Annotated in this window: 23 protein-coding genes; 10 read left to right on the top strand and 13 right to left on the bottom strand. The window is 67.0% G+C overall.

All coding sequences use genetic code 11. The features are described from left to right. Positions 1-183 precede the first annotated feature (183 nt). On the top strand, positions 184-1,167 hold the full coding sequence (locus AC11WY_RS17040; RefSeq protein ID WP_482927692.1) for a hypothetical protein: 984 nt from the start codon (positions 184-186) through the stop codon (positions 1,165-1,167). Positions 1,168-1,169: 2 nt separating this feature from the next. On the opposite strand, the gene radC is transcribed toward AC11WY_RS17040, so the two are convergent. The 3 genes from radC to dnaK form a co-directional block, all read right to left on the bottom strand. After that, positions 1,170-1,931, bottom strand: a complete 762-nt coding sequence (gene radC, locus AC11WY_RS17045) for a RadC family protein (RefSeq protein WP_482927694.1) — start codon at positions 1,929-1,931, stop codon at positions 1,170-1,172. Positions 1,932-2,135: 204 nt separating this feature from the next. Next, positions 2,136-3,275, bottom strand: coding sequence for a molecular chaperone DnaJ (dnaJ, locus tag AC11WY_RS17050; protein WP_482927696.1), 1,140 nt, complete (start codon positions 3,273-3,275; stop codon positions 2,136-2,138). Between the two features lie 69 nt (positions 3,276-3,344). Continuing rightward, positions 3,345-5,252 (bottom strand): molecular chaperone DnaK, encoded by a 1,908-nt coding sequence (dnaK, locus tag AC11WY_RS17055; protein WP_482927698.1) that lies wholly within the window; start codon positions 5,250-5,252, stop codon positions 3,345-3,347. A gap of 182 nt (positions 5,253-5,434) precedes the next feature. Here dnaK and AC11WY_RS17060 point away from each other — a divergent pair, with 182 nt between their 5' ends. Then, entirely contained in the window at positions 5,435-6,079 is a 645-nt protein-coding gene (locus AC11WY_RS17060) for an alpha-ketoglutarate-dependent dioxygenase AlkB family protein (protein ID WP_482927700.1), read from the top strand. Here AC11WY_RS17060 and AC11WY_RS17065 read toward each other — a convergent pair. Then, positions 6,076-6,897 (bottom strand): ABC transporter permease, encoded by an 822-nt coding sequence (locus AC11WY_RS17065; RefSeq protein WP_482927702.1) that lies wholly within the window; start codon positions 6,895-6,897, stop codon positions 6,076-6,078. The two genes, AC11WY_RS17060 and AC11WY_RS17065, sit on opposite strands and share 4 nt — an antisense overlap. A gap of 140 nt (positions 6,898-7,037) precedes the next feature. Between AC11WY_RS17065 and cysQ the strand changes: the two genes are divergently transcribed. The 8 genes from cysQ (at position 7,038) to AC11WY_RS17105 (ending at position 16,373) form a co-directional block, all read left to right on the top strand. Beyond that, entirely contained in the window at positions 7,038-7,835 is a 798-nt protein-coding gene (gene cysQ / locus AC11WY_RS17070) for a 3'(2'),5'-bisphosphate nucleotidase CysQ (protein ID WP_482927704.1), read from the top strand. Next, positions 7,835-8,635: a 3-deoxy-manno-octulosonate cytidylyltransferase gene (locus AC11WY_RS17075; protein ID WP_482927706.1), complete on the top strand. Its 801-nt coding sequence runs from the start codon at positions 7,835-7,837 to the stop codon at positions 8,633-8,635. Before cysQ ends, AC11WY_RS17075 begins: the two co-directional genes overlap by 1 nt. Next, complete coding sequence (locus tag AC11WY_RS17080) at positions 8,632-9,864, top strand: glycosyltransferase family 2 protein (RefSeq protein ID WP_482927708.1); 1,233 nt, start codon at positions 8,632-8,634, stop codon at positions 9,862-9,864. The genes AC11WY_RS17075 and AC11WY_RS17080 overlap by 4 nt, the downstream gene beginning before the upstream one ends. 160 nt (positions 9,865-10,024) lie before the next feature. Further along, positions 10,025-10,918, top strand: a complete 894-nt coding sequence (galU, locus tag AC11WY_RS17085; RefSeq protein WP_482927710.1) for a UTP--glucose-1-phosphate uridylyltransferase GalU — start codon at positions 10,025-10,027, stop codon at positions 10,916-10,918. 37 nt (positions 10,919-10,955) lie between these two features. Beyond that, the gene (locus tag AC11WY_RS17090; protein ID WP_482927712.1) at positions 10,956-12,188 is read left to right on the top strand and encodes a glycosyltransferase; all 1,233 of its coding nucleotides are present in this window, start codon (positions 10,956-10,958) and stop codon (positions 12,186-12,188) included. A 49-nt stretch (positions 12,189-12,237) separates the two neighbouring features. Then, positions 12,238-13,248 (top strand): glycosyltransferase family 2 protein, encoded by a 1,011-nt coding sequence (locus AC11WY_RS17095; protein ID WP_482927714.1) that lies wholly within the window; start codon positions 12,238-12,240, stop codon positions 13,246-13,248. A 10-nt stretch (positions 13,249-13,258) separates the two neighbouring features. Next, a complete protein-coding gene (locus tag AC11WY_RS17100; protein WP_482927716.1) occupies positions 13,259-14,959 on the top strand; it encodes a DUF5927 domain-containing protein in 1,701 nt (566 codons plus the stop codon). Positions 14,960-14,963: 4 nt separating this feature from the next. Continuing rightward, complete coding sequence (locus tag AC11WY_RS17105; protein WP_482927718.1) at positions 14,964-16,373, top strand: nodulation protein NodH; 1,410 nt, start codon at positions 14,964-14,966, stop codon at positions 16,371-16,373. Between the two features lie 7 nt (positions 16,374-16,380). Here the strand turns inward: AC11WY_RS17105 and AC11WY_RS17110 are convergent, their stop codons facing one another. From AC11WY_RS17110 to AC11WY_RS17150, 9 genes are all read right to left on the bottom strand, one after another. Beyond that, the gene (locus AC11WY_RS17110) at positions 16,381-16,848 is read right to left on the bottom strand and encodes a PTS sugar transporter subunit IIA (protein ID WP_482927720.1); all 468 of its coding nucleotides are present in this window, start codon (positions 16,846-16,848) and stop codon (positions 16,381-16,383) included. Between the two features lie 35 nt (positions 16,849-16,883). Then, the gene (hpf, locus tag AC11WY_RS17115) at positions 16,884-17,459 is read right to left on the bottom strand and encodes a ribosome hibernation-promoting factor, HPF/YfiA family (protein WP_482927722.1); all 576 of its coding nucleotides are present in this window, start codon (positions 17,457-17,459) and stop codon (positions 16,884-16,886) included. A 109-nt stretch (positions 17,460-17,568) separates the two neighbouring features. After that, entirely contained in the window at positions 17,569-18,828 is a 1,260-nt protein-coding gene (rpoN, locus tag AC11WY_RS17120; protein WP_482927724.1) for an RNA polymerase factor sigma-54, read from the bottom strand. 15 nt (positions 18,829-18,843) lie between these two features. Further along, the gene (gene lptB, locus AC11WY_RS17125; protein WP_482927726.1) at positions 18,844-19,605 is read right to left on the bottom strand and encodes an LPS export ABC transporter ATP-binding protein; all 762 of its coding nucleotides are present in this window, start codon (positions 19,603-19,605) and stop codon (positions 18,844-18,846) included. Beyond that, positions 19,602-20,123 carry a lipopolysaccharide transport periplasmic protein LptA gene (gene lptA / locus AC11WY_RS17130; RefSeq protein WP_482927728.1) on the bottom strand — a complete coding sequence of 174 codons (522 nt, stop codon included), beginning with the start codon at positions 20,121-20,123 and terminating at the stop codon, positions 19,602-19,604. The genes lptB and lptA overlap by 4 nt, the downstream gene beginning before the upstream one ends. Positions 20,124-20,131: 8 nt before the next feature. Beyond that, a complete protein-coding gene (gene lptC, locus AC11WY_RS17135) occupies positions 20,132-20,740 on the bottom strand; it encodes an LPS export ABC transporter periplasmic protein LptC (protein ID WP_482927730.1) in 609 nt (202 codons plus the stop codon). Between the two features lie 4 nt (positions 20,741-20,744). Then, the gene (locus tag AC11WY_RS17140) at positions 20,745-21,713 is read right to left on the bottom strand and encodes a KpsF/GutQ family sugar-phosphate isomerase (protein WP_482927736.1); all 969 of its coding nucleotides are present in this window, start codon (positions 21,711-21,713) and stop codon (positions 20,745-20,747) included. Between the two features lie 97 nt (positions 21,714-21,810). Beyond that, a complete protein-coding gene (locus tag AC11WY_RS17145) occupies positions 21,811-22,428 on the bottom strand; it encodes a ribonuclease D (protein ID WP_482927732.1) in 618 nt (205 codons plus the stop codon). A 46-nt stretch (positions 22,429-22,474) separates the two neighbouring features. After that, on the bottom strand, positions 22,475-22,671 hold a 197-nt coding region (locus tag AC11WY_RS17150), incomplete at its 5' end, for a hypothetical protein (protein WP_482927734.1).

Genomic DNA, 22,671 nt, shown 5'->3' on the forward strand with positions numbered 1-22,671 from the left:
CAGGCCGCGATCCGTGCCGTCTCGCAGCCAAGAGACCGCATGACAGATACAAAACCACCCACCAGCCCGCCTGTCAGCAGTCCACTGCAAACTTCAAACCGGTCGCACCAAGCTCCGGCGCTGAAAACGGGCAAAAATCGAGGTGCCCCCATATGGAAACGAGTCTGGACCAAGGGGTGAATCATGGACCGGAAACGCAAGCTCGCGATGATTGCCGCAACCTTCCTGCTGGCGGCGGCGACGGGTCAGTACATGCAGAGTGGCCGCCCGCAACCTGGACTGATGGCCGCTGCTTCGGTCGCCGCCACCGTGCAGCCGCCCGCGCCGATGCCCGCCGACGCGACGCCCGTCCAGGTGTCAGCCCCGGCCGACGCCGACCCGGCACCAGACCTGCCGCTGCCCGCGAAAGCGGCCCCGCTGCCCAACGATACGGTTTCCATCGTCTTGCCGCAGGGCGAGAATGTGCCGGTGGCCCAGTCCCTGTCCTGCGATCTGGCGCTGACACTCGCGGCACGGCCGGGCGCCATGTTGTCGCTCGCGCTCACGGCACCCTGCAATGCCAACGCGCGGGTGGTTGTTCTTGCCGACGGCCTGTCTTTTACCGGCCTCACCTCGGGTGCCGGCACGTTGGCCATCGACCTGCCCGCGATGGCCGATCCGGCCCGCGTCACGGTGCGCTTTGCGGGTGGCGCCACGGTGACGGCAGGGGCCGATGTGCCCGACCTCAAGGCATTCGAACGGGTTGCCATGCAATGGATGGGCGCCGATGCCTTTGCCCTTCATGCACTTGAATTCGGCGCCGGTTTCGGCACCAAAGGCGACGTTTCCGCGGTTGCGCCCGGCACCCCGACGGACCCGGCCACGGCCAGCGGCGGCTTCCTGACCGGTCTTGGTGACGGCTCGGTGAACCTGCCGATGCAGGCCGAGGTCTATTCTGTTCCGAAGGCCCTCGCCGACGCCGGGCAGGTGAAGATCGTGCTCGATGCGCCGGTCGGCAAGGCGACCTGCGGGCGCGAGGTTCTCGGCCAGATGCTGACCGCGATACCGGGTGGCAAACCGGCCAGGTCCGATCTGACGCTGGCGATGCCGGAGTGCGACCCGGCGAGCTTTGGCCAGTTCGTCGAACTTCCCGGCGTCTTGCCCGACCTCGCCGTGGCGTCGCGCTAGGGTCACACATAGCCTGCCGAACGCAGGCTGATCTCGCGTGATTTGCCGATGATCAGGTGGTCGTGCAGTGTCAGCCCCAGCACCTGCGCGGCATCCTGGATTTGCAGCGTCATCGTGATGTCCGCATCCGACGGCGTCGGATCGCCCGAGGGATGGTTGTGCACCAGGATCATCGCCGAGGCGTTCAACTCCAGCGCCCGCTTCACCACCTCGCGCGGATAGACCGGCACATGATCCACCGTGCCGCGCGCCTGTTCCTCATCCGCGATCAGCACGTTCTTGCGGTCGAGGTAGAGCACGCGGAACTGTTCGGTTTCCCGGTGCGCCATCGCGGTGTGGCAATAGTCCAGCAGCGCGTCCCAGCTTGACAGCACCGACCGATGCATCACCCGCGCCCGGGCCATCCGTTGCGCGGCGGCCTCGACGATCTTCAGCGTATGCACAACAGCCGGGCCAACGCCCTTGACCTGCCGCAGCCGCGACCCGGGCGCCGCGATCACCCGGTTGAGGTCGCCGAACGTGTCGATCAGCGTCCGTGCGAGGGGCTTCATGTCCTGCTTCGGGATGGCCAGGAACAGGACCAGTTCCAGCAGTTCATAATCCGGCATCGCGGCCGCGCCACCTTCGCCGAAGCGGTCCCGCAGTCGGGCACGGTGCCCTTCGATATAGGACGGCAGCCGCCCCGGCGGCAGCGCGACCGCTTCGGCCTCGTCCGGCGCGAAGAGGGGCAAGGGGGCTTCGGAAAAGGCGGGCGGTCTGTGCATGGGGCAAGACTGCCGCAGCGCGGTGAAAGAAGGGTTAATGCCCGCTGTTCATCTTGGAAAAAATATTCCCGCCGGAGGCGAAGGGTTGTCAGGGGCGGAAGGCGACAGGGCCGAACCGCCCCGGCCCTGCGCAGCCGCTTCGGGTGTTCGGCGCTGAAATCGCTCCACCGGCGCGAATTTCCCCCGCTTTCGCGGGGTCGCGTCTCAGCCCTTCATGCCGTCCCAGAAGCCCTTCACCTTGGTGAAGAAAGACGAGCCTTCCGGGTTGTTGTCCTCGCTCAGTTTCTCGAACTCGCGCAGCAGGTCCTTCTGCCGTGCGGTCAGGTTCACCGGGGTTTCCACCGCCAGTTCGATCAGCATGTCGCCATGCCCGCCACCGCGCAGCGCGGGCATCCCCTTGGAGCGCAGGCGCATCTGCTTGCCGGTCTGGCTGCCCGCGGGCACTTTCACCTTGCTGCGGCCGCCGTCGATCGTGGGCACGTCGATGTCGCCGCCCAGCGCCGCTGCGGCGATCGCCACCGGCACGCGGCAATACAGGTTCACCCCGTCGCGCTGAAAGATCGGGTGCTCGCGCACCTCGATGAAGATGTACAAATCACCCGTCGGCCCGCCGCGCATCCCGGCCTCGCCCTCGCCCGCCAGGCGGATGCGGGTGCCGGTTTCCACCCCCGCCGGGATGTTCACCGACAGCGCCCGTTCCTTCTCGATCCGGCCCGCGCCGCCGCAGGCCCGGCAGGGGTTCTTGACGATCTGGCCGATACCGCCGCAGGTCGGGCAGGTCCGTTCCACGGTGAAAAAGCCCTGCTGCGCGCGCACCTTGCCCATGCCCGAGCAGGTCGGGCAGGTGACGGGCTCGCCGCCGCCCTCGGCGCCCGTGCCGTTGCAGGACACACAGGCCACCGAGGCCGGCACGCTGATCGTTTTCTGCACGCCCGCGTAGGCTTCTTCCAGCGTCACGCGCAGGTTATAGCGCAGGTCGGATCCGCGCTGGGCCCGGTTGCGCCCCCCGGCGCCACCCCGACCACCCATGAAATCGCCGAACAGATCCTCGAACACATCCGAAAACGCCGAGGCGAAATCGCCCTGACCGCGCGCACCACCGCCGCCGCCCATGCCGCCCTCGAAGGCGGCGTGGCCGTAGCGGTCGTAGGCGGCCCGCTTGGTGTCGTCCTTCAGCGTGTCATAGGCTTCGTTGACGTCCTTGAACTGCGCCTCGGCGTCGGGGTTGGACGAGTTGCGATCGGGGTGAAGCTCTTTCGCCTTCGTGCGATAGGCTTTCTTGAGCTCGTCCGCCGATGCCCCGCGCGCGACGCCGAGAACCTCGTAATAGTCCCGCTTAGCCATTCAGCACCTCTATCCGGAACGGGCGAAAGCGGCCCGTTGCCGAGCCGCTTCGCTGCCGTTCCCGTGCGGTTACGACCGCTTCTTCTTGTCGAGATCTTCGAAATCGGCATCGACGATGTCATCGTCGACCGACCGCGGGCCCTCGTCATCCGATCCGGCCGCGCCTTCGGACGCCTGCGCCTTGTAGATCGCTTCGCCCAGACGCATCGCGGCTTCGGTCAGGTTCTGGATGCCGCCCTTGATCTTGCCGACGTTGTCGCTTTCCAGCGTTTCCTCCAGCGCGCCCATCGCCAGTTCGATCGCCTCGACGGTCGAGGGGTCGACCCTGTCGCCATGCTCCTCGATCGACTTCTTGGTCGAGTGAATCAGGCTTTCGGCCTGGTTCCTGGTCTCGACCAGTTCGCGACGGGCCTTGTCGGCGTCGGCGTTCGCCTCGGCGTCCTTGACCATCTTCTCGATATCCGCTTCCGACAGGCCGCCCGAGGCCTGGATGGTGATCTTCTGCTCCTTCCCGGTGCCCTTGTCGCGGGCCGAGACAGAGACGATGCCGTTGGCGTCGATGTCGAAGGTCACCTCGATCTGCGGCATGCCACGCGGGGCGGGCGGGATCTGTTCCAGGTTGAACTGGCCCAGCATCTTGTTGTCGGCCGCCATCTCGCGTTCGCCCTGGAAGCAGCGGATCGTCACCGCGTTCTGGTTGTCCTCGGCGGTCGAGAAGATCTGGCTCTTTTTGGTCGGGATCGTGGTGTTGCGGTCGATCAGCCGGGTGAAGACACCGCCCAGCGTTTCGATGCCCAGCGACAGCGGCGTCACGTCCAGCAGCACGACATCCTTCACGTCACCCTGCAGCACGCCCGCCTGGATCGCCGCGCCAAGCGCCACGACCTCGTCGGGGTTCACGCCCTTGTGCGGTTCCTTGCCGAAGAACTTGGTGACCTCTTCGACCACCTTCGGCATCCGCGTCATGCCGCCGACCAGCACGATCTCGTCGATGTCGGCCTTCGAGACGCCGGCGTCCTTCAGCGCGGCATCGCAGGGCTTCATCGAGCGCTTGATCAGATCGGCCACCAGGCTTTCCAGCTTGGCGCGGGTCAGTTTCACGACCATGTGCAACGGCGCACCATTCGAGCCCATCGAGATGAACGGCTGGTTGATCTCGGTCTGCTGGGTCGACGACAGCTCGATCTTGGCTTTCTCGGCGGCTTCCTTCAGCCGTTGCAGCGCCATCTTGTCCTTCGTCAGATCGACGCCGTGTTCCTTTTTGAACTCGTCGGCAAGGTAGTTGACGATGCGCATGTCGAAGTCTTCGCCGCCAAGGAAGGTATCCCCGTTGGTCGATTTCACTTCGAACAGGCCATCGTCGATTTCCAGGATCGTGATGTCGAACGTGCCGCCGCCAAGGTCGTAGACGGCGATGGTCTTGGTGTCTTTCTTGTCGAGCCCGTAGGCAAGGGCCGCGGCCGTCGGTTCGTTGATGATGCGCAGAACCTCAAGCCCGGCGATCTTGCCCGCGTCCTTGGTGGCCTGGCGCTGGGCGTCGTTGAAGTAGGCGGGCACCGTGATGACGGCCTGCGTGACTTCCTCGCCCAGGTAGCTTTCGGCGGTTTCCTTCATCTTCTGAAGGATCATCGCCGAGACCTGGCTGGGCGAGTATTTCTCGCCCCGCACTTCGACCCAGGCGTCGCCGTTGCCGCCGTTCACGATGTTGAACGGCACCAGCTTGCGGTCCTTCTCGACCTCGGCATCATCGACGCGGCGGCCGATCAGGCGCTTGACGGCGTAGACGGTATTGGTGGGGTTGGTGACGGCCTGCCGCTTTGCGGACTGGCCCACCAGACGTTCACTGTCGGTAAATCCGACGACGGAGGGCGTGGTGCGCGCACCTTCCGAGTTCTCGATGACCCGCGGCTGCGATCCGTCCATGATGGCGACGCAGGAGTTCGTGGTCCCGAGGTCGATCCCGATGACTTTGGCCATATCTGTTACCTCTTCCTTCGGCGATAAGTGGGGGAAGGCCCGGATGCGGCGCCTTCTCCCGATCCCAAACCATGATCGCGCTACGCATTGCTTCGCGTGGCCCGACCGATCTTCCCGGCGTATATAAGGGGGGGTCAGGGGGCCTGCAAGCACCGCACAGACGGGAATACCGGGACAGAGCCATGAAAAATAGAGTCGATTCCGGGATGTCGGCGGCGCCGGGCGGCGCGGCGCTGACGGTGGGCGGCGTGACGGTGCATCCGGGCCACCTTGATCCCGCGGCGCAAATGGCGCTGGTCGATGACTTGCGCGCGGTGATCCGGGCCGCGCCGCTGTTCTCGCCCGTCACGCCGCGGGGCCGCGCGATGACCGTGCGGATGACCGCTGCCGGTCGCTATGGCTGGTTTTCCGACCGCGCGGGTTACCGCTACATCCCGTCGCACCCTTCCGGCGCACCCTGGCCGCCGATCCCGGAGCCTGTGCTGGCGATCTGGCGGGCGCTGGTGTCACCGACGCGGATGCCCGACTGCTGCCTGGTGAACTTCTATGCCGGGGATGCCCGCATGGGCTTGCATCAGGACCGCGACGAGGCCGATTTCACCTGGCCCGTCCTGTCCGTCTCGCTGGGGGACGAGGCGCTGTTCCGGGTGGGCGGCACCACGCGCGGCGGCCCGACGCAAAGCGTCTGGCTCCGCTCCGGCGATGTGGCGATCCTTGGCGGCGCGGCACGGCTGGCCTTTCACGGCATCGACCGGGTGCGGGCGGGCAGTTCCACCCTGCTGCCGAAAGGCGGGCGGATCAACCTGACCCTGCGGGTGGTCGACTAGCGCCCGGCGTCCCAGCTTAGCGAGGCATGGCGGCCGGTGTAGAACTCGGCGATCAGTCCGATCATCACGCACACGCCGGTGACATAGATCGGATACATCACCGAGGTGAAGTGCGGCTGATAGTTGACGAAGACAAAGCCGCGGGTCTGGTCGATCGTGTGGAACAGGGGGTTCCAGCTGAAGTAGTTGCGCAGCTTGGGCGGCAGGTTGTTCACCAGGAACATCTTGCCCGATGCAACCATGTTGGCGCGGGTGAACAGCGTGGTCAGGATGCTGACCAGGTCCGGCTGCCAGGGCCGGGCGGCCCGGAAGATCAGGCCGATGCCGACGCCGCTCAGCCAGGCGAGCAGGATCATGCCCAGAACACACGCCGGGTATTCGATCGTCACCGGGGTGACGGCCACGACATAGATGCCCAGCACCACCCCCATCGACATCAGTTGAAGATAGAGCGAACTGAGCGCCGCGGCGCAGATCGACACGATCGGATTCATCGGCGCATGTTTCATCATCGCCGAGGTCGCGCCATCGGCCGATGACACCGCAAGGATCGCGCGGGTATGCGTGAAATACATGAACACGCCCGACATGATGTAGAGCACGAAATCGCCCCGCACCCGCATCGAGGTCAGGCCGAGCACCTTGTACATGACGTAGAAGACGATGATCATCATCGCGGTCTGCATCATGTTCAGCAAAAGGCCGATGACGGCGTTGCCGTGAGACTTGCGCACGTTGCGCACCGACACGTGATAGATCAGCTCGACCTGGCTGAAGAATGTTCGCGTCGTTGAGGGGCGGATAGTGGCGCTGAACATCGTGGCATGGAACCTGCGGAATCGGTCTTTGAGCGATCAAGCTAGCGGCAAATCTTGCCCATTTCATGGCGATGAACGATATGGCACCGTCGGTTTCAATCAACAATGCGCGATGCACATGGCGCGCCGGGAGAATTGCGGTGGATCACTCACGTCTCGAAGCGGTGATGCGGACCCTGGCGCTGGAGGCCGGTGACCGCATCATGGAGGTTTACGCTTCCCCGGACTTCGCGGTGAAGACCAAATCCGACGCGAGCCCGGTGACCGAGGCCGACGAGGCCGCCGACGCGCTGATCTCGGCCGGGCTGCGGGCGGCCTTTCCCGGCGTGCCGCTGGTGACGGAAGAACAGGCCGCCTCGCACGGGCAGGCGGTGCAGACCTTCCTGATCGTCGACCCGCTCGACGGCACCAAGGAGTTCGTGCAGCGTCGCGGCGATTTCACCGTGAACATCGCCTATGTGGAAAACGGCGTGCCGATCCGCGGCGTCGTCTACGCCCCCGCCAAGGGGCGGCTTTTCTACACCCGCGCCGACGGACAGGCGGTGGAGGAAACCGGCGCCTTCGCGAAGGGCGCCGTCGGGCCGCAGACCCCGCTGCGCGTATCCGTCCCGAACAACCGCGCGCTGATGGTGGTGGCGTCGAAATCGCACCGCGATCAGGCCACCGACGATTACATCGCGCATTATGCGGTGGCCGACATGACCAGCGCCGGATCCTCGCTGAAGTTCTGCCTGGTCGCCACCGGCGAGGCCGATCTTTACCCCCGCCTTGGTCGCACGATGGAATGGGATACCGCAGCGGGCGATGCCGTGCTGCGCGGCGCCGGGGGCCAGGTCGTGCGCTTCGACGACCACACCCCGCTCGCCTACGGCAAGCCGGGCTTCGACAACCCGTTCTTCATCGCCTACGCTCCCGGCGTCGACCTCAAGGAGCCGTGATGTCCGTCCTCATCGCCATTCCCGCCCGCTATGCCTCGACCCGCTACCCCGGCAAGCCGCTGGTGGCGTTGCGCGGGCCGGACGGGGTGTCAAAGACCCTCGTGCAACGCTCGTGGGAGGCCGCGATGGCGGTGCGCGGCGCCGACCGGGTGGTGGTGGCGACCGACGACGACCGCATCCGTGACGCGGCAAAGGGGTTCGGCGCCGAGGTGGTGATGACCTCGTCCGACTGTCAGAACGGCACCGAACGCTGCGCCGAGGCCTATGACCGGCTGGGTGGCGGCTTCGAGATCGTGGTGAACCTGCAAGGCGACGCGCCGCTGACGCCGCCTTGGTTCGTCGAAGACCTCGTGGCCGGGCTGCGGGCCGATCCGGTCGCCGAAGTCGCCACTCCGGTGCTGCGTTGCGACGGTCGCGCACTGAACGGCTTTCTCGATGACCGCCGCGCGGGCCGCGTCGGCGGCACCACGGCGGTGTTCGGGCGCGACCGCAAGGCGCTCTATTTCTCCAAGGAAGTGATCCCCTACACCGGCCGTCGCTATGGCGACGACGAGGAAACCCCGGTGTTCCACCACGTCGGCGTCTATGCCTACCTCCCCTCGGCGCTGGCCGCCTATCCGCGCTGGGAGGCGGGGCCGCTGGAAAAGCTGGAGGGGCTGGAACAGCTTCGGTTCCTGGAACGCGAACGCCCGGTGCTCTGTGTCGAGGTGCAGGCGCGCGGACGCCAGTTCTGGGAACTGAACAACCCCGAGGACGTCGCCCGGATCGAGGCGATGCTGGCGGCGATGGCGGCCAGATGACGGCGGCGCCGGTCAGCGTCATCGTCGTCAGCCGCCACCGGGCGGAGGCGCTGCGGCGTTGCGTGACGGCGATCGGCCAGCTTGATCACCCGAATTTCGAGCTGATCGTGGTGGCCGATCGGGCCGGGCTGGCCGCGCTGGGCGAAGGGCCGTTCAAGGCCGTCCCCTATGACGACCCCAACATCTCGGCCGCCCGCAACCTCGGCCTCGATCAGGCGGCGGGCGACGTGGTGGCCTTCATCGACGATGACGCGGTGCCCGAGCCGACCTGGCTGTCGCGGCTGGTGGCCCCCTTCGCCGATCCGCGCGTCGGCGCGGCAGGCGGCTTCGTGCGCGGACGCAACGGCATCAGCTTTCAATGGCGCGCGATGGAGGTGGACCGGCTGGGGCAGGATCACCCGCTGGAGGTCGAACCAGATCGCGTGATGATCCGGGCGGGCGGCGCGGATCGGGCGGTGAAGACGCAGGGCACCAACTGCGCCTTTCGCCGTGCGGCGCTGGCGGCGATCGGCGGCTTTGACGCGGCGCTGCACTTCTACCTTGACGAGGCCGACGTGAACCTGCGTCTGGCCGCCGCCGGGCACCTTGCCGCCGTGGTGCCGGGGGCCGAAGTCCACCACGGCTTTGCCGAAAGCGCGCGGCGCGGCGCGGATCGCACCCCCCGCACCCTGTTTGACATCGGCGCGTCGAGCACCGTCTTCCTGCGCCGCCACGCGCCCGAGGCGGAGCAGAACGCCGCGCTCGACGCCCTGCGGACGGCGCAGCGGCTCAGGCTCGACGGGTTTCGCGCGCGCGGCACGCTGGACCCTGCCGCCGCAGACCGCCTGATCGCCACGCTGGAGGACGGCATCGCCGCGGGTCTTGGCCGCGACCTTCCGCCCCTTGTGCCCCGCGCAACGCAACCGCCGCCGTTCCGACCGCTGCCCGGCACCGGCCCGCGTCCCGGCCGCGTTCTCGCCGGTCGGCCGTGGTCGCGCACGCGCCTCGCCGCCGAGGCGGGACGCCGCGCCGGGGCCGAGGTCGTCACCGTCCTGTGCCTTGGCACGACCGCACGTCCGCACCGCGTCCGGTTCCGGCCCGAGGGATACTGGGAGCAGACCGGCGGCCTGTTCGGGCGCACCGACCGCCGCGGCCCGCGCTTCACGTTCTGGTCGTTCGCCCGCCGAGTCCGCCACGAGACGGCCCGCATCGGGATCAACCGCCCCATCGGGACGCTGCCGCCTGGATGATTGCGGCGTAACCACGCTGAAATGTTACAGTTCTGTCCGATTGTCGGGACCGGGCCTTTCGGGGCGCCGTGATTTTGACCAGAATATCAAAAAGAAACCGCTATGACGTGAGAACGGTCGCGGGGTGATTCGTTGCCGCGGCCACAGGATTGGACAAGGTATGAAACGGAAAGTCACGAAAGCTGTATTCCCGGTCGCCGGCCTCGGCACCCGGTTCCTGCCGGCGACGAAGTCGATCCCGAAAGAGATCATGACCCTCGTCGACCGCCCGCTGATCCAATACGCGATCGACGAGGCGCGCGCCGCCGGGATCGAGGAATTCATTTTCGTGACCGCACGCGGCAAGAGTGCGCTGGAGGATTACTTCGACGAATCCCCGGAACTGGAAACGAGCCTGAAGAAGTCCGGCAAGACCGCGCTGCTGGAAACGCTGCGGCAGACCTACATGGACTCCGGCACCATCGCCTATGTGCGCCAGAACCGGGCGATGGGCCTTGGCCATGCGGTCTGGTGCGCGCGTCGGCTGGTCGGCAACGAGCCCTTCGCGGTGATCCTGACCGACGACGTGATCGCGGCCGAAAAGCCCTGCCTGCAGCAGATGATGGAGGCCTATGAAGAGACCGGCGGCAATGTCGTCGCCGCGATGGAGGTTTCGCCCGAACGGACGTCCTCCTACGGCGTGCTCGACATCGCCGAGGACATGGGCGCCCTCGTGCGCGTCAAGGGCATGGTCGAGAAGCCCAGGATGGAGGACGCCCCGTCCAACCTCGCGGTGATCGGCCGTTACATCCTGCTGCCCTCGGTGATGCAGAACCTCAACCGGGCCAAGGCCGGCGCGGGCGGCGAAATTCAGTTGACCGACGCCATCGCCGAAGAAATCACGGCAGGCAACCCCGTTTACGGCTTTCGCTTCCACGGCCAGCGCTTCGACTGCGGATCGAAGGCGGGCTTCCTGCAGGCGACCGTCGCCTACGGCCTTGCGCGCGCCGATCTGCACGACGAGTTCGAGCAGTATCTGAACGAAACCGTCGCGATGCTGAAGGCGGCGCAGTAGATGCCGGGCGGCGCGCGCCCAGTGGCGTAGGGCCGCGGTGCCCGCGGCGCGCCTTCTCGATCTGACGCGGCTCGTCTCGCGGGTCGGGCGCGGCCCGCTGACCGGCATCGACCGGGTGGAACTGGCGTATCTGGATGCTTTGCTGCGCCAGCCCGAGCCGCTGTTTGCGCTGGTCCGCACCACGCTGGGCTATGTTCTGCTCGATCGGCCCGGCGCCCTGGCGCTGCATGCCCGGTTGACCGGGGTTGCCCTCTGGGGCCCCGCCGATCTGCTCGGTCGCCTCAGCCAGCGCCATGCCCCGCTGCGCGCGCGGGCCGAGGCCGACCTGCGCCGCCTTGCGCTGGGCCGCGCGCGGCCGGGCGGGCTGGCCCGGCTTCTGGCGCGGCATCTGCCGACGGCAACGGCCTACCTCAACGTCGGTCATTCCGATCTGGCGCAGGTGGTCTTTGACGCGGTCCGCCGCCTGCCGGGCGCCCGGATCACGGTGATGATCCACGACACGATCCCGCTCGACCACCCCGAATTCGCGGCACCGGGCATGCCTGCGGCCTTCGCGGCCCGGCTGCAACGGGTGGGGGCGGCGGCCGATCTGGTGCTCTACAACTCCGCCCGCAGCCGTCGCACGGCCGAGGCGGCCTTTGGTCGCTGGGGCCGGGTGCCGCCCGGCCTCGTCGCGCCGCTCGGGGTGGTGCCGGTGCCGCCCGATCCCGCCCTGCTGCCGCCGGGGCTGGATCTCGCGCGGCCCTACTTCCTCGCCCTTGGCACGATCGAGCCGCGCAAGAACCTGGGCCTGCTGCTGGACCTCTGGGACGACCTCGGCCGCGATCCGCCGCCCGGAGGCGTGCCGGGTCTGTGGATCGTCGGGCAGCGCGGCTGGGCCGGTTCGGGCCTTCTGGCCCGCCTCGACGCGCTGCCGCCGGAGGGGGCCGTGCGCGAACTGGGCGGGTTACCCGACGGCGCGGTGGCCGCGCTGATGGCGGGCGCCGCCGGTCTGCTGTTTCCCTCGCTGGCCGAAGGCTACGGCCTGCCGCCGATCGAGGCCGCCGCGCTGGGGCTGCCGGTGGTCTGCAACACGCTTGATATCTATCATGAGACGCTGGGCAATTACCCGGTTTACGCACATGTTCGTGAAGGCTATCTTTGGCGCAAAGCAGTGACAGACCTGACGGCAAGGGCAGGGGGATCGAGCGGGGCGACAGGACAGCGGCAGGCCGCCGTCCCCGCACCATCGTGGGAGACGCACTTCAAGCCCGTGTTAAGGCTGACGTGATATCCCCCCGTCCGGGCGCCGTGCGATTGGCAGCAGGACGAATATCGGTTTGGGGATTTGGCGATCATATCGGCTGCGTCTGGCGCGCAAGCGCTGGCGCATCAGGGCATTCCGCAAACGACGGGAGCTGACGTCCGTCACCAACCGCACCAATCTGATCCGGCGCACCGACATCCTGCTGTTCTCGACGCTGCGCAACGAGCGCATCCGGCTGCCCTATTTCCTGCGCTATTACCGCGATCTGGGCATCAACCACTTTCTGATCGTCGATAACGGCTCTGACGACGGCTCGCGCGAGTTTCTGGCGGAACAGCCCGACGTGTCGCTCTGGACCGCCACGGCGGGCTACAAGCGGGCGCGCTTCGGGGTGGACTGGTTGAACTGGCTGCAAATGCGCTATGGCCACAAGCACTGGACGCTGGTCGTCGATCCGGACGAGTTCTTCGTCTACCCGTTCTGCGATACCCGGTCCATCCGCGCGCTGACCGACTGGCTTGATGCCTCGTCGATCCGGTCATTCGGGGCGATGCTGCTGGACATGTATCCCAAGGGCGAGATCGACGCCCAGCCCTACCGCGAAGGCCAGGATCCGATGGAGATCGCCTGCTGGTTCGACAGCGGCAACTACATGATCAAGCGCAACGCGATCTACGGCAACCTGTGGATTCAGGGCGGGCCGCGGGCGCGGATTTTCTTTCCCGACCGGCCCGAACGCGCGCCCGCGCTGAACAAGATTCCGCTGGTGAAATGGCACCGCGATTACACCTACGTCAGTTCCACCCACATGCTGCTGCCGCGCGGGCTGAACCTCATCTATGACGAGTGGGGCGGCGAAAAGGCTTCGGGATGCCTTCTTCATGCCAAGTTCCTGCACACATTTGTCGACAAGTCCGCCGAAGAGCTGACCCGGCGCCAGCACTACGCCAACAGCCACGAATACCGCGCCTATGACGCGGGGCTGAAGGCGAATCCCGATCTCTGGTGCAAGTGGAGCGAGAAGTACATCAACTGGCGCCAGCTGGAGATTCTCGGGCTGATGTCGAAGGGCAACTGGGCATGAGGGCGAAAGGGTGACGGTCGGGTTCATCATGCTGTGCCACACCGCGCTGGATCGCGCGGCGCAGGTCGCGCGGCATTGGGCCACGCGCGACTGCCCGGTGGTGATCCATGTCGACAACCGGGTGAGCCGCCACGCCTATGAACGGCTGCAACGCGCACTGTCCGATCTGCCGAACGTCGGCTTCAGCCCGCGTTTTGCCTGCGAATGGGGCACCTGGGGGCTTGTCGCCGCCACCCAAGCCGCCGCCGAACTGATGCTGAAACGGTTTGCGGACGTGCGGCATGTCTACCTCGCCTCGGGATCGTGCCTTCCGCTGCGCCCGGTGCAGGAACTGCGGGCCTACCTTGACGAGCGGCCGACCACCGATTTCATCGAATCCGTCACCACCGAGGATGTGACCTGGACGGTGGGCGGTTTCGATGCCGAACGCTTCACCCTGCGCTTTCCGTTTTCATGGAAGAAGCACCGCAGGCTGTTCGACGGCTATGTGAAGTGGCAGCGCCGCGTCGGCTTCAAGCGCCGCATCCCCGAAGGCATCACCCCGCACCTGGGCAGCCAGTGGTGGTGCCTGACGCGGCAGACGCTGTCGGCCATCCTCGAAGATCCGCAGCGCGAGGTCTACGACCGCTACTTTCGCCGGGTCTGGATCCCCGACGAATCCTACTTCCAGACGATGGTGCGACGCTATTCGCGCAACGTCGAAAGCCGGTCCCTGACGCTGTCGAAGTTCGATTTTCAGGGCAAGCCGCACATCTTCTACGACGACCACCTGCAACTGCTGCGGCGCTCGGACTGTTTCGTGGCGCGCAAGATCTGGCCCCATGCCGACCGGCTTTACAAGGTGTTCCTGGCCGCCGACAGCGCGGGCAGCGCGCAGACCGAGCCGAACCCCGGCAAGATCGACCGCCTGTTCGCCAAGGCGGTGGAGCGGCGGACGCGCGGCCGCGCCGGGCTTTACATGCAAAGCCGCTTTCCGAACGAGAACTGGGAAAACGGCCGCACCGCCGCCCCCTTTTCGGTGTTCGAGGGGTTCAGCGAGATCTTCGAGAACTTCGAGACCTGGCTCGCCAAGGCCGCGGGCGGGCGGGTGCACGGCCACCTGTTCGCGCCGGAACGCGCGCAGTTCGCGGGCGACGAGACGGTCTACAACGGCGCGCTGTCCGACAGCGCGGCGCTGCGCGACTACAACCCCAAGGCCTTCCTGACCAACCTGATCTGGAACACGCGGGGCGAGCGGCAGTGTTTTCAGTTCGGCCCCGGCGACACCCAGGAGATCGGCCGGTTCATGGCGCTTGACCCGAACGCGCAGGTCTCGGTGATCTCGGGTGCCTGGGCGGTGCCGCTGTTCCGCTCGAACCTCAACTTCTCCGACATCCGCAAGACCGCGGCCAGGCTGCAGCGCATCGAGGGGCAGCATCTGCACGTCCTGCGCTCGCCGCAGCTCAAGGCGCGGGTGCGGATCTGGACGATGGCGGAATTCGTCGAGAACCCGATGGAACCGCTGCAAACCGTGATCGACGAAATCAGTCCGCGCGGGATGCGCCGCCTGTCCGAGGCGCCGCGGATGGTCGATCTGACCGGCTTCGGGCGCTTTCTGCAAAACCTCAAGAACCAGGGCATGCAGCCTGTGCTGATGGGCGATTTCCCGGCCGGTGATGGCCCCCCGAATTCCAGCGCGGCCCGGCGCGGCAAACCCTATCTGGTGAAGTGAACCCGTGACCGACCATCCCTTTGACTGCTTCATCATCCTTGCCGAAATGCGCACGGGCTCCAACCTGCTGGAAGCCACGCTGAACAGCTTTCCCGGCCTTGTCTGCCACGGCGAGGTGTTCAACCCCAGCTTTGTCGGCCACAAGAACAAGACCGAACTGTTCGGCATCACCGTCGAGGCGCGCGAGGCCGATCCGATCCTGCTGATCCGCCGGATGATCGCGAAGACCGAGGGCCTGCCGGGCTTTCGCTTCTTCCATGATCACGACCCGCGCGTGCTGGCCCATGCGTTGGCGGATCGCCGCTGCGCCAAGGTGATCCTGACGCGCAACCCGCTGGAAAGCTTCGTCTCGCTGATGATCGCGGTGCAGACCGGGCAATGGAAGCTGGGCGACCTGAAGAACCAGAAGACCGCCCGCGCCCGCTTTGACGCCGCCGAGTTCGAGCGGCATCTGGAACTGGTGCAGGGCTTCCAGCTTCTGGTGCAGCACGCGCTGCAAACCTCGGCGCAGACCGCTTTCTACATCGACTATGAAGACCTGCATGATCTGGACGTGCTGAACGGCCTGGCCCGCTTTCTGGGGGTCGAGGCGCGGATCGACGCGATCCCGGATGCGTTGAAGAAGCAGAACCCCGAGGAGACGCGCGACAAGGTCGTGAACCCCGACGAGATGGAGCTGGCGCTGGAGGGGCTGGACCGGTTCAACCTGTCGCGCACCCCGAGCTTCGAGCCGCGCCGCAGCCCCGGCGTGCCGAACCTCGTCGCCGCGAAGGGCGCGCCGCTGTTGTTCATGCCGATCAAGGGCGGACCCGAGGCGCGGGTGACGGCCTGGCTGGCCGAGATCGGCGGCGGTCTGACCGAAGGCTTCACCCACAAGGCGCTGCGCCAGTGGCGGCGCAGCCAGCGCAACCACCGCACCTTCACCGTGCTGCGCCATCCGCTGGCGCGCGCCCATGCCGCGTTCTGCGACCTGCTCGCCAGCGGCCGCCCGGCCGAGGTGCGGTTCGCCTTGCGTCGACTCTACAAGGTGCAACTGCCCGCCGACCCCGCCGATCCGGCCTATGACCTTTACGCCCATCGCACCGCGTTCCTGGCGTTCCTGAAATTCCTCAAGGGCAACCTCGCGGCACAGACCAGCCTCAAGGTCGATGCCGCCTGGGCCACCCAGGCCGCTGTCTTGCAAGGATTTTCGGCCATTGTCGGCCCCGATCTCGTGCTGCGCGAGGATCAACTGGCCGGGGGCCTCGCGTTCCTCGCCTCCGAGGTCGGCCTTGCGGCCCCGGCGCCGGGCGCCGAAGCGCCCGCAACGCCCTATACGCTGGCCGACGTTTTCGATGATGAAATCGAGGCCGCCGCGCGCGAGGCCTATCAGCGCGACTATGCCACCTTCGGCTTCGGTCCGTGGCGCCCCTGAACGCGGATCAGGCCGCCTTGTGGGTCGACCGCGGCTCGGTCAGCACGGCGTAAAGCTTGGCGGGGTCGGTGTTGGCGCGCAGCTTGGCGCAGGTGCCCGCGTCGCGCATCGTGCGCGACACCAGCGCCAGCGCCTTCAGGTGATCGACGCCCGCATCCTTTGGCGCGAACAGCGCGAAGACCAGATCGACCGGCTGGCGATCGACCGATTCAAAATCCATCGGCCGTTCCAGCCGGACGAATATGCCCACAATCGCCTCCAGTGACTCGATGCGGGCATGGGGCAGCGCGATGCCGTGGCCGACGCCGGTCGGCCCCAGGCTTTCGCGTTCCTGCAGGCCGTCGAAGGCGGTGCCGCCTTCGACGCCATAGACCGAGGCCGCGACCTCGGCAATCTCCTGGAACAGGCGCTTCTTGCTGGTGAGCTGTCCGATCACCTTCACGGCGCCGGGTTTCAGAATGGTGGAAAGGTCCATGAACTGCTCACTGTCCGTCACACCCGTTCGGGCGATTATTTCGTGTTCAGCGGATCGACCCAGCCGATGTTGCCATCGTCCCGGCGGTAGACCACGTTGACGCCGCTGTGCTTCTCGTTGCGAAACACCAGAACGCGCGCCCCTGCCAGTTCCATCTGCATCACCGCCTCACCGACCGACAGCGACGGGATTTGCGTCTCCATCTCGGCAATGATCAGCGGTTGCAGACTTTCCGGCTCGGCGCCCTCCGGTCCTTCCGATGACGCGAGGATATAGGACGAGGCTCCCTGGAATTCAACCGGTTCAGCGCGGACGTGCTGGTGGTCCCGCAACCGGCGCTTGTAGCGGCGCAGTTGCTTGTCCATCTTCTCGCGGCAGCCCTCGAAGGCGGCATAGACCTCGGCCGCATGGCCGCGCGCGCTAACGGTAAGCCCGGTGGACAGGTGCACCGTGCTTTCGCAGACGAATTCGTGCGCGGCGCGCGAAAAGACCACCATGGCATCGGTCGGGCGCTGGGAATACTTGGTCACCGTCTCGTCAAGCTCGGATTTGACGTGGGTCTGCAGCGCATCCCCGATGTCGATCTGCCGTCCGCTGATCTGGTACCGCATCATGCCTCCTCTGGGTCGTGCGGATCGGTGAACCTTGCGGTGCAAGGGGCCGGTCCTGTTGAGTTTTCGGAAGATGCCATGCGTTCGGCACGGGCCCTTGCAAGGTCAGTCAGTCCTTGCGGCGACGGCGCTCTGAAGAGGATGGTATCCGCATGCATCCCCTGTATTTGGCGACCGTTCGCCGGGAAATGTCAACGCCATCGTCGCGCAACCTTTCACAAATCCGGATATCCGACAGCGGCTGTCCCGCCGGTTCGGCGTCGATCAGCCGCCGGATCGCCAGCCGGATCACGTGGCTGGACACTGCGGTCCCGTCCGGCCCCGGCAGCGCGGACGAGAAGAAGATCGACAGCGGATAAAGCACGCCGTCCGCCAGCAGGGCCTTGCCCGCGACCGCACGCCCCAGCGTCGCCGGATGCAGGGCGAGCGTTTCGGCCAGTTGCTGGCGGCTCATCGGCACCAGATGCTCGGGGCCGAGCGCAAAGAACCGGCTTTGCGTGTGCACCAGCCGCGCGCCGATTCGCAGCAGCGTGTGCCCGCGCAGCCGCACCGCGCGCACCAGCGCCCGGGCGCGGCCGTGGGCGTCGTGGATGAAGGGATCGGACTGCCCCGCGACCATCTGCACCAGTTCGGTGTCAACCGCGACCATTGGCACCGCCCGCCGCCCCAACCGGGCGCGAAGTGCGCCCGAGCCGTCGCGTTCCACCACCAGATCGGGCATCAGCGGCGCGGCGGGGGCGTCGGCCTCGGGCACCGGGCGGGTGCGCAACTGGCGCAACAGGCCGCCGATGCGCTGCACCTCGGCCGCGGGCAGCCCGAGCGCGAAGGTCAGGTCGGCCCAGCGTTTCTCGGCGAACAGCGGCAGCACGCTTACCACCCGGTCGGCCATCGGCCGCGCCAGCCCGTGGTCGCCCAGTTGCAGCGCAAGGCATTCCGGCAGGCTGCGCGCCCCGACCCCCGTCGGTTCGCAGCGTTGCAGCACCGCCAGCGCTGCGGCCACCTCGGCGGGGTCAAGCGACGTCGCCTCGGCGACCTCCTCGACGCTGGAATCGAAGTAGCCATCCTCGCGCAGTTCGCCGGTCAGGTAGAGCGCGATGGCGCGCAACGTCGGCGCCAGCACCATCAACCCGATCTGCTGGCGCAGGGATTCACCCAGCGATGGCTGCGCCGCCACGGTTTCCAACGCCACGTCATAGGCGGACCGATCCGACCGCGCGACGTGCAGGAACGGGTTTTCGCTCGCCTCGCGCTCGATCTCTTGCGTCAGGTCGGGCGCGGTCATGCGCAGGATGTGCAGCGACTGCTGCATCGCCGGGGTCAGGGCGACCCCGGTGCGCAGCGACGGGCGCAGCGAGGGGCGCAGGCTCATCGCAGGCCCTGCGGCCTAAAAGATACGGAAATTCTGCCCGAGGTAGACCCGGCGCACGTTCTCATCACGGATGACCTCGTCGGCGGTGCCGCTCATCAGCACGCGGCCCTCGTGCAGGATATAGGCCCGGTCAACAATTTCCAGCGTTTCGCGCACGTTGTGGTCGGTGATCAGGATGCCGATGCCGCGGCTTTTCAGATCGTGCACCAGATGCCGGATTTCCCCCACCGCGATCGGGTCCACGCCCGCGAAAGGTTCATCGAGCATCAGGTATTTCGGGTCGGCGGCCAGGCAGCGCGCGATCTCGACCCGCCGCCGCTCGCCGCCCGACAGCGACAGGGCGGGCGCGCGCCGCAGGTGGGTGATCGAGAAATCGGACAGCAGCTCCTCCAGCCGCTCGCGCCGCTTGTGGCGCTGCGGTTCGGTGATTTCCAGCACGGCAAGGATGTTGTCCTCGACCGACAGGCCGCGGAAGATCGAGACCTCCTGCGGCAGATAACCGATGCCAAGCCGGGCGCGGCGATACATCGGCAGCCCCGTCACTTCGCGCCCGTCGATCAGCACCTGCCCGCTTTCCGGCGTCACCAACCCCGCGATGGCGTAAAAGCAGGTCGTCTTGCCGGACCCGTTGGGCCCCAGCAGCGCCACCACCTCGCCGCGGCCCAGCCACATGCTGACGTCGCGGATCACCGGGCGCTTGGAATAGCTCTTGCGCAGGTTGTTGACCCTGAGGCCGCCGCTGCCGCCCGTCACCGTCAGGTCCGGCGGCGGCGTCATGGCGAGGCCGGTTGCGTGGCGGCCGGGTGGAACACGGTCTGCACCCGCCCCTCCATCTGGCCGGTGCCGCTTTTGAGGTCGATGTCGAGCTGCTGCCCCGACATCGCGTTCTGCCCCTGGGTCAGGATCACGTCGCCGGTCATCACCACCTTGCCGTCGTCGATGGTGTAGACGGCCTGTTTTCCCTGGGCCGCCTCGCCCTGGCTGGTGAAGATCACGTTGCCGGTCGCGACCATGCGCGCGATCTGGCCCTTTGCCCCGGCCGTGCCCTTGTCGTAGTCCACCCGCACTTCGTCCGCCGCCAGCCGGATCTGGCCCTGGCCGACGATGACATGGCCGCTGAACACCGCCGTGCCATCGTTCTGGTTGACCTTCAACTGGTCGGCGGTCACCTCCACCGGCAGCGTCGGATCCTGCTTCAGCCCGCCAAAGGCGACCTGGGTGCCCTGCGCACCCGCCGCGAAGGGAAGTGCCGCAATCAGCAGCGCGGCAAGGATCGGTCGGATCGAACGCGGCATCGTGTCCCTCATTGTCCGGGCTGGTATACCAGCTTCACATCGCCGTTGAAAACCAGAACGTACTGGGTCTTGTCGGTGGCATCGGGTGCCAGCGTCATGCTCGTCGCCGTCAGGGTCACCATCGGCCCCGTGGCCGTCACCCCGCCCGTCGCCTCGACCTGCGTCTCGGTCAGCGCCGCCGTCAGATGCGGTGTCCGGATGTGGTAGTCGGTCGAGGTGTCGAGGTGCACGTCACCGGTGAACGTGACCCGGTTCGCGGGCGTGTCGATCTCGCCGGTGGCGGACCGCATCGACGCCGAAGAGCCGCCGGGCGAGTCGATCCGGGCGGCAAGGTCGGTGGCGGCCGCGCGCCCCGGCTGATCGGGGATCGGCCGCGCCACCGCGGCGGTCACCGCGACGGCACTGCCGTCGGTGGTGACCCCGGAATAGCTCGGGTTCGTCACCCGCGAGTCGCGGGCCAGCGCGTTCACATCGACCTTGGCGAAGGGAATGGCCCGCGACGGGTCAATCGTATGCGCGACAAGAAACATCGTCGACAGGATCGCCAGCGCCGCCAGCGGAAGCAGGATCTTCAGCCAGTAGACCAGGCGCGAATAGGCGTTGTCGCGCCCGCCCATCGCGTCACACCACCCCGGCGCGCAGGCAGTCGTGGATATGCAGGATCCCCACGGCCGCCCGGCTGCCCGCCGGGTCCACCACGAAAAGACAGGTGATCTTCTTCTCCTGCATCAGCGCCACCGCCGTTTCGGCCAAGGCCGCCGGGCCGATGGTGCGCGGGCTGTGCGTCATCACCTGCGCGGCGGTCAGTTCGAGCAGCCCCACCATGTGACGGCGCAGGTCGCCGTCGGTGATGATGCCGACCAGATCGCCGCCCGCATCGGTGACGCCGACCACGCCAAAGCCCTTCTGGCTGATCGTCAGCAGCACATCGCCCATCGGCGTCGACAGGGGCACCAGCGGCAGGGCCTCGGCCCGGTGCATCAGGTCGCCCACCTTGGCCAGCCGCGCCCCCAGCTTGCCGCCGGGATGGAACTGGCGGAAATCTTCGGGCGTGAACTGCCGATGCTCCATCAGCACCACCGCCAGCGCATCGCCCAAGGCCAGCGTCATCGTGGTCGATGTGGTCGGCACGATCCCGGTGCCGCAAGCCTCGGGTGCGGGCGGCAACAGGATCGCCACATCCGACTGGCGCAAGAGGGTGGAGCCTTCACGGCTTGCCACCCCGATCAGCGCGATGCCGAAGCGGCGGGTATAGGCGATGATGTCGGCCAATTCCGGCGTCTCGCCCGAGTTCGACAGCACCAGCGCCACATCGCCCTTCGCCAGCATCCCCAGATCGCCGTGGCTCGCCTCGGCGGGGTGGACGAAATGCGCGGGCGTCCCGGTCGAGGTCAGCGTGGCCGCGATCTTGCGCGCGATATGGCCCGATTTTCCCATGCCCGACACGATCACCCGCCCCGGCGCGTTCAGGATCACCCGCACCGCCTCGGCAAAGCTGTCGCCCAGGCTGGCGGACAGCACCGAAAGCGCCTCCGCCTCGGTCGAGATGACGCGGCGCGCGGTGTCAAGGAAGGTGACGGTATCGGGCATCGGCTGGGACACGGAGAACATGACCATCATTTAGGCATTGCCCGGCAGAAGTTCATCATCCCGCCCGCAAATGCAAGCGTTGCGCGGCGTTGTCCGCTCAGTGGTGGAAGATGTCGCTGATGTCGTCCACCAGCCCCATCAGGTCGAGCGCCGCGCGGGTCGGCAGGAAATCGAAGCACGCCTGCGCCATGCCGGTGCGCCCCTCGCGCGCCAGCCGCTTGTCCAATTCCGCCTTCAGCCGGTGCAGATAGAGCACGTCCGACGCGGCGTAGTCGAGCTGCGCATCCGACAGCTCTTCCGAGCCCCAGTCGCTGGTCTGCTGCTGCTTGGACACATCGACCCCGACGAGGTCTTGCAGCAGATATTTCAGCCCGTGCCGGTCGGTGAAGGTGCGGATCAGCTTGGACGCGATCTTGGTGCAGTAGACCGGCGCCGTGACCACGCCAAAGGCGTTCTGCAACGCCGCGATGTCGAACCGGGCAAAGTGAAAGAGCTTCAGCACCGCCGGATCGGCCAGCATCCGTTCGAGGTTCGGCGCATGGCGCTGGCCGCGCGCGATCTGCACCAGATGGGCGTGCCCGTCGCCCGCCGACAACTGCACCACGCAAAGCCGGTCGCGGTGCGGCAACAGGCCCATCGTCTCGGTGTCGATCGCCACCACGGGGCCAAGGGTCAGGCCGTCGGGCAGGTCGCCCTTGTGCAGATGGTTGGTCATCATCGTCTCCTTTGGGCTGACCTTCTGGCGGGCGGGGGGCCCTGCGTCAATGCCCGGCATCGGCATTGTGCGGCTCGATCCGCCCGCGCAGCGGCTTTGCCTCCAGCAGGAACGTCAGCCCGAACGCCAGTGCCGCCAGCACCGCCGAGGTCACGAAAACCGGGTGCAGCGCCTCGGTGAAGTTCGCGATCACCTGCGCGCGCAAGGCATCCGGCAGCGCCGCCACCCTCGCGGCGCTGATCG

It is taken from the genome of Solirhodobacter sp., assembly GCF_964715405.1.